We start from the raw sequence: 15,145 nt of genomic DNA on the forward strand, positions 1-15,145 counted from the left end.
TAACACCATTTTTCAGCGCTCGCTTAGATTAAGCGCTGCTATGGCTTGTGGTGCATCATCTTCTCGTAAATGAGCTAGTTACTCGCTTGCGCGTTTGGCAAGCTCTGCGTCGTTTTCTTCACGAAGCACTCGGCGTAAGATTTTGCCTACATTGGTTTTTGGTAGTTCTTCACGGAACTCAATCAATTTAGGGATCTTGTAGCCAGTTAGGTGTTCACGGCAGTGCGCGATAATGTCTTCTTTGGTTAGGCTAGGGTCACGTTTCACCACGTAAATCTTAACCAGCTCACCAGACACCTCATGAGGTTGGCCGATAGCCGCAACTTCTAACACTTTGCCATGCAGAGCCACAACATCTTCAATCTCGTTCGGGTAAACGTTGAATCCTGACACAAGAATCATGTCTTTCTTACGGTCTACGATGTACAGCAAGCCTTCGTCATCAAACTTAACGATATCACCAGTCGATAACCAACCGTCTTGGTCGATCACTTCTTTGGTCGCTTCTGGGCGCTGCCAGTAGCCTTGCATCACTTGAGGACCACGAACCTGCAATTCACCCACTTGGTCATTGCCAACCACTTTACCTTCATCATCAACAATACGAACTTCTGTTGATGGTACTGGTAGGCCGATTGCACCCGTGTAGTCTTTCAGATCGTATGGGTTACCCGTGACCAAAGGAGCACACTCGGTTAAACCATAGCCTTCCAGTAGGTGGACACCTGTCGCTTTCTTCCATTGCTCAGCAACAGCGCGTTGAACCGCCATACCACCGCCAACAGATAAACGCATATTACTGAAATCCAACTCGTGGAAATCTTCGTTATTGACTAGCGCATTGAACAAGGTGTTTACGCCAGTAATCGCGGTAAACGGAACCTTTTGCAGCTCTTTAATAAAGCCCGGAATGTCACGCGGGTTGGTGATCAGAAGGTTACGACCGCCCATTTCAACAAACAGTAAGCAGTTCACAGTCAGTGCGAACACGTGGTAAAGCGGCAGTGCCGTTACCACCAATTCACGGCCTTCTTGCAGTACCGGGCTATATGCCCCTTTCGCTTGAAGTACGTTCGCAATCATATTGCGGTGCGTTAGGATTGCGCCCTTCGCTACGCCCGTTGTACCACCCGTGTACTGTAGGAATGCGATGTCATCACCTGCCATAAATGGCTTCACGTACTGTAGGCGACGGCCTTTATGCAGTGCTTTTCGAAATGAGATAGCACCCGGCAGATCGTACTTAGGCACCATGCCTTTTACGTATTTCACTACGAAGTCGACAATCGTACCTTTCGCTCTTGGCAGCATTTGCCCAAGGCTGGTTAGTACAACGTGTTTAACCGGTGTTTTATCAACGACTTTTTCTAGCGTGCTCGCAAAGTTAGAAACGATAACAATCGCCTTTGCGCCAGAGTCATTCAATTGATGTTCAAGTTCACGAGGCGTGTACAGTGGGTTGACGTTCACTGCAATCATACCTGCACGCAGTACACCAAAGAGTGCAATTGGGTATTGCAGCAGGTTTGGCATCATCAGCGCGACACGATCGCCTTTCTTCAGTTTTAGATCATTCTGCAGGTAAGCAGCAAAAGCACGACTGCGCTCTTCAAGCTTACGGAATGTCATGATAGACCCCATGTTCTCGAATGCTGGTTGGTCTGCGTACTTCTGTACTGACTGTTCGAACATTTCAATAAGAGATGGGTACTGATCTGGGTTGATCGTTTCTGGTACGTCACTTGGATAACGTGAAAGCCAAGGTTTGTCCACTATGTTACTCCTCGTTTATCAGCTGACGACTGCTTCGCCGCTTTTTATCATTGCGGTATTACAGCACAGCTTTAGTGCATGAGCACTAAAAGGCTCAAACACTTGTTTAAATTTTGTTAACTACACCAAGAATTAGCTCTGAAACTAGCTCCGGGCTCTCTAAATGGCAATGATGTCCGCCAGGAACAGTCTCTATATTCAGAGAACTATGGGCTGATTTGTAGCGATTATGCTGCAAATGTCGGAATCCATCATTCCCTAAAACTATTAATTGAGGGCATTCAATAGCCGCCATGATCGCTTCAGCATGCGCTTGTGACATTCGATATAACGAGTCACATTTTAGGTTAGGGTCGCATCGCCATTGCCAAGAGTTATCAAACTCGGCACTCCCTTGAGCTACAGTCGCTTGATCAAAAGCAGCTTGATCTACTGTCGCTTCCTCAAAAGCAGCTTGAGCAACAACAGTCCGATCAACATTACTTAGCTCAACGATTCCTCGTTCAACAATAGGAGCAATAAGTTCTGCTTTGATTTGATTGGCGTGAGCTCTCAGCTTAATAGCATCCTCAAGACTTGCCAGAGGACGTGAAGGTTTTCTTCGCTGTCGAAGACGACTGAGTACCCCATCTCTCAAACGAGAGACTGTTTCGTGGGGAGCTTCAGAAAGAGGTCCGTGACCTTCAATTTGAATTAATCCTGACACCTTTTCAGGAAAGGCGGCACTATAGCAACTTGCGATCAATGCACCAAGTGAATGTCCTACCAGTACCAGTCTGTTTGGCGATAATTTAGTCACCAACTGATGCAAATCATCAATATAGTCGTGAAATGGGTAATAACTCCCCGGTTTATGCGACGAGAAACCGTGTCCGAAGAGATCGATAGCAACGAGGTGAGTATCTGGAGAAAGCTTGGCTATTTGCGGCATAACCTGAGTGAAACTTGCAGAATTATCTAGCCAACCATGAATAAAAACGACCGTCGTTGCGGTCGTTTTTGAGTTGACAATCTGTTGTGTTGCAAGCGTCCCGCTCGCAAGGGAATATGACTTTTCAATCATTGATTGTATGGTGTCCCTATCGTTTAGTGTGTCGATTTCAGGTTCAACTATTCCACATCTTGAATCACACGGCCTGACTTAGGCATGGTTTGAAAGCTGCGACAATGCAAACTGCGGCAAGAGTAGTAAGTTGGCGCAAAGTCGTTGATGACCACTCGCTCGGTAATCTGCCATAAACGTTGGTTGTAGACATTCATTACTGGGAAGGTATAAGGGTAATCACCAACGGTGCCATCTTCAGTACCACTTGATGTTCCAACCAAGGTGACTAAACGGCCTTCAGCAAAGCTCAAAGGTTCTACGTAACCATCAATGTAACCAACAAAACGCCCTTTTGGCTCGGCATCAATATCTGGCTTACCGTTGCTTGAGATCGGCAAGTTAACCACTTCAACACGAGTCTTATCTTGTAAGTTAGTGACTTTAGCAATCACACCACCTAAACGAACATCACCAGCGTCTGGCACTGTGTTTACCCACTCTTGGTAGTCAGTTACCACCTGTTCAGAGTTTGCATTAAGTTCTTCTGGTAGAGATGAGCAACCCATCACCATCGAAGAGAAGGCGACAAGGAAAAATAAGCGAGATTTAGAAATGAGAGAAAACATAATGCTGGTCCTTAGAAAAGGATAAATGAAAGCACAAAGCTAGATATAAATATCGACCCCAATAAGCTTCGCAAGTTCCTCTTTTTTAGCTTGATTCATCACGTCCATATACTCTTCCATCGCACGTCGTCCACGCCCTTCTGGAAGATCATATTGAACCTGAGCTTTGTGAATCTCAGATTCTTTGACTTGGCGAATCGAATGCGAGACAGCATTCGCGACCTTAGTTGGCTGACCAACTGAGGTTTTTGCATCGCCTTTTTTTACCTCGTTCTTTTTGTTGGTTCGATTGGTTTTGGATGTATTGCCTATCGAAGAAGGAGGTAAGCCGTTTAGTGAAACCATGCTTAAAGAGTTTATTACCTGATGTTAATGATTGTGTATCTGTTTTTATTTTGGCTCTGCAAAGTGAATGCAAAGCCAAAATAATGCGTATTTACTCTCGACCTGGCAGTTTCTTCCACGTCACTTTATCACGAAGATAAACAGGCTCAGACTCTTCTGCTGCAACCGCTTTACCTTCTGCGTAAGCAAATTGAGCAAGGAACGCCATGTCTTGAGCTTCTGGAAACAGGACTTCACACGCTTTGGTGTTAATCGCTAGTGTGTCCATGTGCTCTGCATACGCTTCCCAACCGGTGCCGACTTTTGCCCATATCTCAGAATCCGCTTCAAGCTGCGCAGCTAATTCGCTTGGAGGCGTGACACATTCCGCATCAACCGCAGTCCAACGACCATCGTCTTCACGGCTGTAACGAGCCCAATATACTTCACTCATGCGAGCATCAATCGCTGTAGCTACGTGAGTTTCACCAAATTTACGGTAGCTGCCTTGCGCCATCGCGGCCAGTGTAGACACACCGATCATCGGTAAATCAGCACCAAAAGCCAAGCCTTGAGCAATACCGATACCAATACGCACACCCGTGAAACTGCCTGGGCCTTGGCCAAACGCGATCGCGTCGATATCGGTTAAAGCAACATTCGCTTCTTTCAGTACTTCATCAACCATAGGTAGAATTTTTTTCGTATGGTCTCGAGGTGCCTCTTCGCTACGTGCGAACACCTGGTCACCAATTACTAGTGCAACTGAACAGTTTTCAGTTGCGGTATCTACTGCAAGAATTTTCGCGCTCATTTGTGTCTCAAATATTCGTTATCTAATCTAAAATAATGGCTAAGCTCAACAATGCCAATTACTCAGCAGCGGTTGAATGGTCTTTAGCTAAGAATTCTTTAATGACCCCTAAGTCACGAGTACGTGGGATAGGCGGTAAACTCGCCAAAAATATGCCACCGTAATCGCGAGTCACCAATCGGTTGTCGCAGATAATCAAAGCGCCATTATCGCGCTTATCACGTATCAATCGACCGACACCTTGTTTCAAGGTAATCACTGCGTCTGGCAATTGTACTTGTGCAAAAGGATCACCCCCTTTCAACTTACAGTCTTCAATTCGAGCCTTAAGCAAAGGGTCATCAGGGGCTGTAAAGGGCAATTTATCGATGATAACACAGCTTAATGCATCGCCCCTAACATCTATACCTTCCCAGAAAGCCCCCGTGGCCACCAGCAATGCATTACCTAATTCCATGAATTCTGCTAAGGTTTTTTGCTTACTTGTCTCACCTTGCAGCAGAACGGGAACCGAGAGCGTTTCGCGGAACCGTTCACCCAATTCTTTCATCATGCTGTGTGAGGTACATAAAAAGAAACAGCGACCTTGGTTTTGCTCAATCACAGGGGTCAGCATTCTTACTAGCTTGTCCGCTAAGCCCGGGCTATTCGGCTCTGGTAGATAGCGAGGCACACACAAACGCGCCTGATTTGGGTAATCAAACGGGCTCGGTAGTGAAAACTGTGCCGACGGCTTTAGTCCTAATCGAGAAGTAAAATGATCGAAATCGTCCGACACCGCCAAAGTTGCAGAGGTAAACACCCAAGCACCCGGTTTTAGCTCAATCTGCTCATGGAATTTGTCGGCGACTGAGAGTGGCGTGATGTGCAAAGCAAAGTGTCGTGGCGTGGTGTCATACCAATACGAATAACCAGTAATCGACACGTCACATACACGTTCAATGCGCGACTTGATCATAGTGGCGCGTTCAAAAGCCGTGTCTAACAACTGGCTTCGACCCAATGCTAATTTCAATACATCAACGGCCAGTTGCAACGCATCTTGTAAGCGAACTAGCTCTCTCGCAATCGACTCTGACTTCAATGCTTCACGCCAGTTACCGCGAAAGCCCGTATCGCCAAGCACAATGCGTAGATCGGCTGACGATTGAACGAGCCTATCCCCTACTTTCTGCAGTTGGCGCATGTCTTTGGCTTCAGTTCGGTAAGCGATTTCAATGTCCTTGGCTAGCTCTTGGATCTGTCGGCTGGAAACCGATTGTCCGAAGTATTGGCTAGCGATATCGGGAAGTTGGTGCGCTTCATCGAAGATAAACACATCGGCTTCAGGTATCAGCTCACCAAACCCGGTTTCTTTGATCGCTAAATCCGCGAGAAACAAGTGGTGGTTCACTACAACAACATCAGAATCCATCGCTTTTTTACGCGCCTTCAGCACAAAGCAATCGGTGTAGCTTGGGCACTCTTTGCCTAAGCAGTTGTCGTTAGTCGAGGTAATGGTTGGAATGACCGGGCTATCTTCAGCAATATCATCACAGTCACCTAAATCGCCAGTTTGAGTCGCTGACGACCAACTGCGCACTTTCACCAACTGAGCTAACAGCGTTGGATCGGTGTGAGTGCCATGGCTCTCGATCATTTGACGACTGAGCCTGTCCAAGCACAAATAGTTTGAACGGCCTTTGAGTAACGCAACCTGACCATAAAAACCAAGCGCATCGACCATCAATGGTAAATCTCGGTGAAACAGCTGTTCTTGAAGGTTTTTAGACCCCGTACTGATGATCGTTTTCTTACCACTCAGCAGTGCTGGCACTAGATAAGCAAACGTCTTACCTGTTCCCGTTCCCGCTTCAACGACCAATTGGCTCTGTTGTTCAATAGCCTGTGAAACCGCTTCAGCCATGTCTAGCTGAGCTTGTCGAGGTTGGAACCCAGGGATCGCTTTACCCAAAGCACCATCAGCAGAAAACGTTTTAGATATCATAGAGTACGAAGTTTAGAAAAATAGAAGGCGAATTATGGCAGGTTTAGTGAGCCGGCGCGAATCAAGAATGACTTCGCACCGGAGGTGTTTGGTTTGGGTTAAGCTACCTAGAAGGTAAGAATTGAAGAAATAAAAATCAAAGAATCGTTATTATTTTCGGCTGAGATAACGCGACAACCAAGGGGCGCCTTCAAAATGATTATCGCAAGGCTGCATGGCTTTCACTGCATCGGTTGGTGAGGTTTTACTTTCCCACATTTCATCTAGAACATTACCATCTAACTCTGTACTTCCCGCTAATGAATTCACTCGTTTGCAGTACAGTTTTTTTGCTAGTAACTCTTTATCCATAAGTATCACCTCTATTTTTGGCCAAAGCGTCAATGCCTCGGTTGAAGTTCAAATGCGTACTACGGTCAAAACTTGAAAAATGAAGCTTCTGCCTTTTTTTCTATCGAAAAACTGATATTTCTATATAAAACAATTTATCGATGCGATAAATGAGCAGCAGAATTTGTTGAAACCAACTTGATAATAGATTAATTATAACGGTGATACTGCGGCTCAGTTCACCGTTCGACGGCCTGCATTAAATTTTGAAGAATCCCGATTTCATATAATAAGTGCAACATTCATGGAAGTAAGATGCAAATGGAAAGAAAAACTTTATTAACACATTGTACTGACGCCCCAGGCCTCATCTCAAAGATCACCAACATTTGTTATAAGCACCAACTCAATATTATTCACAATAATGAGTTCGTTGATAACACAAGTGGCCACTTCTTTATGCGCACAGAGCTAGAGGGCTACTTCAATGACGAAACCTTACTCGCCGATTTAGACCAAGCCCTGCCAGAAAACACAAAACGTAAGCTGGTTGATTCATCTCGTAAGCGTGTTGTGATTCTGGTAACTAAAGAAGCACACTGCCTTGGCGATATTCTGATGAAGAACTTCGATGGCAGTTTAGATGTTGATATTGCGGCAGTAGTTGGTAACTACGATACACTGCAAAGCCTAACCGAGCGTTTTGATATCCCTTACCACCATGTTTCTCACGAAGGATTAAACCGTGAAGAGCATGAGAAGAAGATGTTGGAAGTCATTGACCAGTATGAGGCGGACTATCTAGTGCTTGCTAAATACATGCGAGTGCTGACGCCGGGGTTTGTTGAGAAGTACAACCACAAAATCATCAACATTCACCACAGTTTCTTGCCTGCATTCATTGGTGCTAAGCCATACCAGCAAGCTTACGAGCGCGGTGTGAAGATCATTGGTGCAACGGCACACTTTGTGACAAACGATCTCGATGAAGGTCCAATCATCAAGCAAGATGTTATCCCAGTGGATCACAATTTCAGCGCGAAAGACATGGCACAAGCGGGTCGTGACGTAGAGAAGAACGTGTTGAGTAAGGCTTTAAACAAAGTGATCAATGATCACGTGTTTGTTTACGGCAACAAGACCGTGATTCTGTAGATCGGAGGTTCGATTTCAGGTAAGACTTCCAGTTAGAACCCAATAAAAAACGCGCAATAGGGTTAATCCATTGCGCGTTTTTTGTATCTGATGATCTGACTAGCTTTATGAGATTCCCGACTACGCTCCTTCGTCGCTATCGGGAATGACGAATTCGGTAAGAACCTTCTAACCGTAGACTCTGACATACGCCCTCGAACCCTCAGACTGTCAGCATCTAAAGATAGACCTGGCAAACACCATCAAACACCCCGTAATTCCGACGAGCCTTGGTGAGTTCAGGAATCTATTCCCAGCAACTATCCAATCAAATTAGGCCTGTTCTGACTCAACAATCTTCTTCAAAGAGTGTGGATGCAGCTTAATGCAAATCCCTTGATGCTTGAATGCAACCGTTGGATTATTCAAACGTTCACCCTCGCCTTTCGGGCTAGAGAGTTTTATCTTAACGCCTTGCTCAGCCAAGGTTTCAAACTTAGCGGCAAACTGTGGGTAGGTTTCTTTAAGATCAGCTAGATACTCATCGGCCGTTTGTGCGTGAGAAGGAATCACAAACTCTACATGCTCCCAATCTTGGCTCGGGTAAATCTTGCCTTCAGCTGGGTATGGAAGCTCTAAACATTCAATCTTCCAGCCAAGGCTTTGCAATGGTTTATCGAAAGCCAACACCACAATGGGACGACCATTGATCATCGCTTCTGAAATCGTAGAGCCGTATTCAGACCATGCTTGATGTGCTGATTTCGCAAGCTCAGTTTCATTGATTCTTAATGCAATATGATCTGCTTGAGCAAAACTTAAATCCAAACCCAGCACATTTCCGAGGTTCTCAATTTTCGTCATAAACGTATCAAGGCGTGCAATCATTTGTTGTGGTTCTAGTTCAGCTTGCTTCAGGCTCATCGTCATTGTCTATGTTCTCCAAATAATGGCAGCATGGTATCAGTTTTACTTCCAGCAACAAGCGCTGTTTTGACAAAAAACACTCAAAAAGTACCGTGTCTTACTTTCCTAAATAGACAAACTTGGCTTGGTCAAAGTTGATTGTCAAAAACCCCTCAGGAAATGTTAATTTTCTATCAATTCGACCTATAAGAAAGCCCACAAAATTGGTATGATTAACGCCATTTTTGTGAACTTAAACAGAGTCTGTTGTTCATTTCAGCATTAAATCGTTAACTAGAAGCATAATTAGCCAAATTTAATGCCCACGAAATAACGGCTACTCTTATTCATCCTTGAATTGAAGGAAACGCGTGTGAATATCCAAGCACTGATTAATGACAAAGTATCTCAGGCTCTAGAAGCCGCTGGCGCACCTGCAGGCTCTCCTGCGGCTGTCCGTCAATCTGCAAAACCACAATTTGGTGACTACCAAGCAAACGGCATTATGGGTGTTGCTAAACGACTAGGCACTAACCCTCGAGAATTTGCTCAAAAAGTATTGGACGTTCTAAACCTAGACGGTATCGCTTCTAAAGTTGAAATCGCAGGTCCAGGTTTCCTAAACATCTTCCTAGATGAAACGTTCCTGGCACAACAAGCAGACGCAGCGCTTGCTGACTCTCGCCTTGGTGTTTCAGCCGCAGAAGCACAAACGATTGTTGCTGACTACTCAGCTCCAAACGTTGCAAAAGAAATGCACGTAGGCCACTTACGTTCAACGATCATCGGTGATGCTGTTGTTCGTACACTTGAGTTCTTAGGTCACAAAGTTATCCGTGCTAACCACATTGGTGACTGGGGTACTCAATTCGGTATGCTTATCGCAAACCTTGAGCGCATCCAAGCTGAAACTGGTGAAGTTTCAATGGAACTGTCAGATCTTGAGCAGTTCTACCGTGAATCTAAAAAGCTTTACGACGAAGACGAAGAATTCGCAGTGAAAGCTCGTGGCTATGTAGTGAAACTGCAAGGTGGCGACGCATACTGTGCTGAAATGTGGAAAAAGCTTGTTGACGTAACCATGGTTCAAAACCAACGTAACTACGATCGCCTGAACGTATCACTAACACGTGATGATGTGATGGGTGAAAGTATGTACAACCATATGCTTTCAAACATCGTTTCTGACCTACAAACACAAGGTCTAGCAAAAGAGTCTGACGGCGCACAAGTTGTATTCCTAGACGAATACAAAAACAAAGATGGCGACCCTATGGGCGTTATCGTGCAAAAACGTGACGGTGGCTTCCTATACACCACCACCGATATTGCATGTGCTAAATATCGTTTTGAAGAACTGGGCGCAGATCGCGTACTTTACTTCATCGACTCTCGTCAGCACCAACACCTAATGCAAGCTTGGACTATCGTTCGTAAAGCGGGTTATGTTCCTGAGTCTGTATCTCTTGAGCACCACGCGTTCGGCATGATGCTAGGTAAAGATGGTAAGCCATTTAAAACTCGTGCTGGCGGTACAGTGCGTCTTGCTGACCTTCTGGACGAAGCAGAAGTACGTGCAACTCAGCTGATTGAATCTAAAAACCCTGAGCTAGCAGAAGACGAGAAGAAAACCATTGCGAACACAGTAGCAATGGCAGCAGTTAAATACGCAGACCTTTCTAAGCACCGTACCACTGATTACGTGTTCGACTGGGAAAACATGCTGGCATTTGAAGGCAACACAGCACCGTACATGCAGTACGCATACACTCGTGTCGCTTCAATCTTTGCTAAAGCAGGCATTTCTATGGACTCTCTAGAAGGTGAAATCAAAATCACTGAAGAGAAAGAGAAAGCCCTTATCGCGAAACTTCTACAATTTGAAGAAGCGGTACAGTCTGTTGCTCGTGAAGGTCAACCACACATCATGTGTAGCTACCTGTTCGAACTTGCTGGTCAATTCTCTAGCTTCTACGAAGCATGCCCTATCCTTGTGGCTGAAGATGAAACCGTTAAACAGAGCCGCCTGAAGCTTGCTGCACTGACAGCTAAGACTATCAAGCAAGGCCTGTCGCTTCTAGGCATCGAGACTCTAGAGCGTATGTAATTCCCTTCGGGTTACAATGAATAAATACAAAGGTTGATGTGAGAGCATCAACCTTTTGTTTTATCTAACGTATACTGATACCAATCGTAGTAAATAACTAATCATCCTAGCTGGTTAAAACGCTCGATAACTACGTTAGAGTTTTTGATTGTAGAGTAACTACTTATCAAAAGAATCTGCCTTGTTCTCAAACCTTTTTCCTGCGCTATTTCTGATCATTTACTTACTGTGATTGGTATGACTTCAAGAAATCGAAATGGATAATAATAATGAGCTTTGAACTTCACCCACAGTTAGCAAAAGACACCACGCTTATCGGCGAATTTCCACTAAGCTTGGCACTGCTAAGCAAAGACAGCGCAGTCCCTTGGGTTATCTTGGTGCCAAAACGCGCCAACCTAAAAGAGTTGCACCATCTGCCAATGAAAGAACAACAGCAGTTCTTGCTTGAGTCTCAAGCGGTAAGCCAAGCATTAGAAGCGACGTTCCAACCAGACAAGTTAAACCTAGGCGCGCTGGGTAACATGGTGCCACAACTGCACATTCACCATATTGCACGCTTCAAAGACGACATCGCATGGCCAGGGCCAGTATGGGGCAACACCAAAGGTGAGCAACGCAGTGAAGAAGAACAAGCTGCAATCCATACTCGTATCCAAAACGTTTTATCGCTGAGCTCTATCTTTAAGAAAGCGTAATTCGAGTTCATCTCATTGAGCTTTAAAGCAAGACAGTTCAGAAAAGACACATGACAAAAAGCCGCTCATCTAGAATAGGTGAGCGGCTTTTTTATTGTCTAATCTCGTCGTTTTTAACGAGAGTATGAAGCTCTGAACTACATCATCACATTCAGTGACAGACCATTTTGTTTGCTGATGGTGTAACGAATACGTGTTGTATGGCCATGCTTGTTGGTATCGACCAAGCGAGATATCTTGCCTTTCTTGACCCACACTCCCAGCATCGCATCTATACCGTCTTCACTTACCCCAAACTTAGATGCAAGCTCACTACGTGCAGCGACACCTTCGTTATCAATGTATTGATGAAGTTCAGTTAAAATCATACTACTTGCACCTCAAGTGCTTTTTGCTTACTGCCGATTTTCTTGAAGATGCGATACGTCACCACAAAACCACCAGCAATTGCCACCATCCACACAGCACTACTTACTGGGTGTACAGCGAAGTTTGCTGCTTGGTAATAGAAGGTCGCACCGAAGTAACCAAGTGCCATTGTCCAAACTGCAATGAAGCGGGCAAACGTCTGACCAAATTCACGAACATAAGCACCCATCGCAGCCACACAAGGTGTGTAAAGCAAGATTAGGATTAAGTAAGCAAACGCAGCGTGGCCTGATACAAACTTATCTTTCAAGTTACCAAAGATCGAAGTATCAACCTCTTGATCAGCAGCCACAGAACTAGAGTCAGACAAGTCACCAACTTCAATGCCTAATGGATCGGAATAGCTCAAACCAGCAAGGTTTTCAGGAATGGTCATTACGGCTTCTTCTAAACTTGCCGCTAGATCAAACTCAGCCGCTTCTTCATCAGAAGGTGTGGTGTATAAGCTATTTAGCGTACCAACCACGGCTTCTTTCGCAAAAATACCGGTAATGATACCAACCGTTGCAGGCCAGTTCTCTTCAGTAATACCAATCGGTTGGAACACTGGAGTTACAACTTGAGCCGCTTTAGATAGCACAGAACTTTCACTGTCTTCGTTACCAAAACTGCCGTCCATACCTAATGAATTCAAGAAACTCAGAATTGCCACAACCATTACAATGGTTTTACCTGCGCCAAGCACGAAACGTTTCAGCTTCTGCCAAGTTTTCAGCATCACGTTTTGCACGGTCGGCAATTCGTAATCCGGCATTTCCATAACCAAGCTATCGCTGCTACCAGGATAGATAGTATTTTTAAGGAACAAGCCCGTAAATACAGAAGCCAGAATACCCATGATGTACAGAGCGAACACAACGTTTTGTCCAGCACCAGGAAAGAATGCAGCAGCAAACAGTGCGTATACAGGTAGACGAGCACCACATGACATAAAGGGTGCCATTGATGCGGCGAGTTTACGTTCGCGCTCTTGGTCAAGAGTACGAGTTGCCATGATAGAAGGTACGTTACAGCCAAAACCCAGAACAAGTGGTACAAATGCTTTGCCCGGTAAGCCAATCTTCTGCATCACTTTATCCAGTACAAATGCAGCGCGGGCCATGTAGCCTGAACTTTCTAGTACCGCTAAGAATAAGTAAAGCGCGGCAATCACCGGAATAAAGGTCGCAACCGTTTGGATACCACCACCAATACCATCAGCAAGAACGGTGACTAGCCAAACCGGTAAGTGACCATCTAATAAGTGATGTCCGCCATCAACGAATATTGCGCCAACACCAATATCGAAGAAGTCGATAAACGCGCTACCAATATTGATAGAGAACATAAACATTAGGTACATGATGACGAAGAAGAAAGGAATCCCGACCCATTTATTCAAAATGAATTGATCGGCTTTCTCTGTGAAATTACGGCTCAGTTTGCCTTCGCTGCGACGAACTCGTTTACAAAGTTCATGTAAGAAAGTGTATTTAGCGTCAGCAACAGCAAGATCAATATCGAAATCGGCACCAAGACGCACACTATCAATTTGAGTGCGAGTTTGTGGGGCCAAACCATTCAATACCAAGTAATCATTTTCTAAAGCACGAATCGCTAGCGCTCGGTGAGATACGTCAGCATCATCAAATTGTGACTCAACAGAAGGAATAAGAGCTTCTAACGCGACATCGTAATCAATAGAGATAGGATCAAGACTCACACCTTGAACCAGAAGCTTATGCAAACGCTCTTTAAAACGAACCACTTGTCCTTTATCGTTTGCTGACAAGCTTAGAACCGGGCAACCTAGCTCTTTTTCTAGAGCCTTAAGATTAATCACCTGACGCTCACGCTTTAATACATCCATTTTGTTCAATACAACGATCATTGGGCGACCCAACTCTCGCAATTGTAATGTCATGTATAAGCTTCTTTCCAAACAGCTAGCATCAACAACATTGATGATGACGTCCGCTGGGTGAGTAAGCACGGCGCGTGATGCAATAGACTCATCGATACTGTTTGCATCATTGCCACTGTCTAGTGCATAAATGCCTGGTAAATCCGTTAACTGAAATTGATCACCAGCGTGCGAATATAAACCGGTTTTCTTTTCTACGGTCACACCAACCCAGTTACCAACGTGCTGTTTTGCGCCAGTTAATGCGTTAAATAATGTTGTTTTACCACTATTAGGGTTACCAACAGTAAGAACTTGATAATCCATTTAGATAACCTCGATTTGTTCTGCAATGCTTTCACGAATGGCTATAGAAACACCTCTCACTTCAACTTGAAGCGGATCACCCATAGGTGCACGACGGATAAGTGTCACCTCGGTTTTTGGCAACATGCCCATAACCATTAGTTTTTTTCTAACGTCTGGTGTTAAACCTGTAAGTGCAACAATAGAAGCCGCTTTTCCTTGCTCTAGTTGTGAGAGTTTCATAAGTACCCAGTTCGAGATTGATAATGAGAAAGATTGTTATTACCGACATAATACACGCACATACCCACAATTCTATTGTGTGAAATCAATGTTTTCGAAAATACACTCTCGTAAATTTCGTTAAAAACGTTTACGTCAAAAACGTCACTTTCAACAATTAGTGGGGACTACCTCACTAGTACGCGTCAACCAGAAAACAATAAAACACTAATAATCAACAGCTTATAATAATGTCGGTTTTCTTACAGTCATCTGTCGTTAATTTTATAAGCAAAACAAGTCGCTACCCGTATAGTTACTCCATCGAAGAGAAACTCTTTCTCTTTAATTTTATTCCAGAGGTGATGTGGCTTGCCATATCACTCCGGCAGCAAGCGAAGGTGTCATTGGCACCCGTGGTATAGTCCCCCCGGCTATACCACGATATTTTTTTTCTTCCTTTTGTTTTAATCCAAAAACCTTTTTAAACTCACCCAACTATCGTTATATCTCGTATCTCGTATCTCGTATCTCGTATCTCGTATCTCGTATCTCGTATCTC

The 15,145-nt window shown here is 44.6% G+C and carries 14 protein-coding genes; 3 read left to right on the top strand and 11 right to left on the bottom strand.

Annotated elements, in window-relative coordinates:
- Positions 1-78 precede the first annotated feature (78 nt).
- The 7 genes from fadD to ACED25_RS16335 all read right to left on the bottom strand — a co-directional run bounded on the left by fadD (position 79) and on the right by ACED25_RS16335 (position 6,920).
- Positions 79-1,773, bottom strand: a complete 1,695-nt coding sequence (gene fadD, locus ACED25_RS16305) for a long-chain-fatty-acid--CoA ligase FadD (RefSeq protein ID WP_004734190.1) — start codon at positions 1,771-1,773, stop codon at positions 79-81.
- Between the two features lie 106 nt (positions 1,774-1,879).
- Positions 1,880-2,836, bottom strand: coding sequence for an alpha/beta fold hydrolase (locus tag ACED25_RS16310; protein ID WP_371695683.1), 957 nt, complete (start codon positions 2,834-2,836; stop codon positions 1,880-1,882).
- Positions 2,837-2,883: 47 nt separating this feature from the next.
- Positions 2,884-3,444, bottom strand: coding sequence for a Slp family lipoprotein (locus tag ACED25_RS16315; RefSeq protein WP_017079484.1), 561 nt, complete (start codon positions 3,442-3,444; stop codon positions 2,884-2,886).
- Between the two features lie 39 nt (positions 3,445-3,483).
- Entirely contained in the window at positions 3,484-3,789 is a 306-nt protein-coding gene (locus tag ACED25_RS16320) for a hypothetical protein (RefSeq protein WP_004734193.1), read from the bottom strand.
- 91 nt (positions 3,790-3,880) lie between these two features.
- Positions 3,881-4,582, bottom strand: coding sequence for a tRNA (adenosine(37)-N6)-threonylcarbamoyltransferase complex dimerization subunit type 1 TsaB (gene tsaB, locus ACED25_RS16325; protein WP_371695684.1), 702 nt, complete (start codon positions 4,580-4,582; stop codon positions 3,881-3,883).
- 58 nt (positions 4,583-4,640) lie between these two features.
- Positions 4,641-6,569 carry an ATP-dependent DNA helicase gene (locus ACED25_RS16330; RefSeq protein WP_012604520.1) on the bottom strand — a complete coding sequence of 643 codons (1,929 nt, stop codon included), beginning with the start codon at positions 6,567-6,569 and terminating at the stop codon, positions 4,641-4,643.
- A gap of 150 nt (positions 6,570-6,719) precedes the next feature.
- Positions 6,720-6,920 carry a hypothetical protein gene (locus tag ACED25_RS16335; RefSeq protein WP_009847305.1) on the bottom strand — a complete coding sequence of 67 codons (201 nt, stop codon included), beginning with the start codon at positions 6,918-6,920 and terminating at the stop codon, positions 6,720-6,722.
- A gap of 300 nt (positions 6,921-7,220) precedes the next feature.
- On the opposite strand from ACED25_RS16335, the gene purU reads away from it, so the two are divergent.
- Positions 7,221-8,054, top strand: coding sequence for a formyltetrahydrofolate deformylase (purU, locus tag ACED25_RS16340; protein WP_012604522.1), 834 nt, complete (start codon positions 7,221-7,223; stop codon positions 8,052-8,054).
- A 312-nt stretch (positions 8,055-8,366) separates the two neighbouring features.
- On the opposite strand, the gene ACED25_RS16345 is transcribed toward purU, so the two are convergent.
- Positions 8,367-8,963 carry a VOC family protein gene (locus ACED25_RS16345; RefSeq protein ID WP_371695685.1) on the bottom strand — a complete coding sequence of 199 codons (597 nt, stop codon included), beginning with the start codon at positions 8,961-8,963 and terminating at the stop codon, positions 8,367-8,369.
- 349 nt (positions 8,964-9,312) lie between these two features.
- Between ACED25_RS16345 and argS the strand changes: the two genes are divergently transcribed.
- Both argS and ACED25_RS16355 read left to right on the top strand, forming a co-directional pair.
- Complete coding sequence (gene argS, locus ACED25_RS16350; RefSeq protein ID WP_009847308.1) at positions 9,313-11,046, top strand: arginine--tRNA ligase; 1,734 nt, start codon at positions 9,313-9,315, stop codon at positions 11,044-11,046.
- 269 nt (positions 11,047-11,315) lie between these two features.
- Positions 11,316-11,744: an HIT domain-containing protein gene (locus tag ACED25_RS16355; RefSeq protein WP_004734200.1), complete on the top strand. Its 429-nt coding sequence runs from the start codon at positions 11,316-11,318 to the stop codon at positions 11,742-11,744.
- 137 nt (positions 11,745-11,881) lie between these two features.
- On the opposite strand, the gene ACED25_RS16360 is transcribed toward ACED25_RS16355, so the two are convergent.
- From ACED25_RS16360 to ACED25_RS16370, 3 genes are read right to left on the bottom strand one after another with little or no spacing between them, the layout of a single operon-like run.
- Entirely contained in the window at positions 11,882-12,112 is a 231-nt protein-coding gene (locus ACED25_RS16360; protein ID WP_371695686.1) for a FeoC-like transcriptional regulator, read from the bottom strand.
- Positions 12,109-14,382, bottom strand: a complete 2,274-nt coding sequence (gene feoB / locus ACED25_RS16365; RefSeq protein WP_371695687.1) for a Fe(2+) transporter permease subunit FeoB — start codon at positions 14,380-14,382, stop codon at positions 12,109-12,111. Before feoB ends, ACED25_RS16360 begins: the two co-directional genes overlap by 4 nt.
- Positions 14,383-14,604, bottom strand: a complete 222-nt coding sequence (locus ACED25_RS16370) for a FeoA family protein (protein ID WP_004734203.1) — start codon at positions 14,602-14,604, stop codon at positions 14,383-14,385.
- Positions 14,605-15,145: the final 541 nt, after the last annotated feature.

It is taken from the genome of Vibrio sp. 1F263 (assembly GCF_041439035.1).
In the GTDB taxonomy this organism is placed as follows: Bacteria; Pseudomonadota; Gammaproteobacteria; order Enterobacterales; family Vibrionaceae; genus Vibrio; species Vibrio tasmaniensis_A.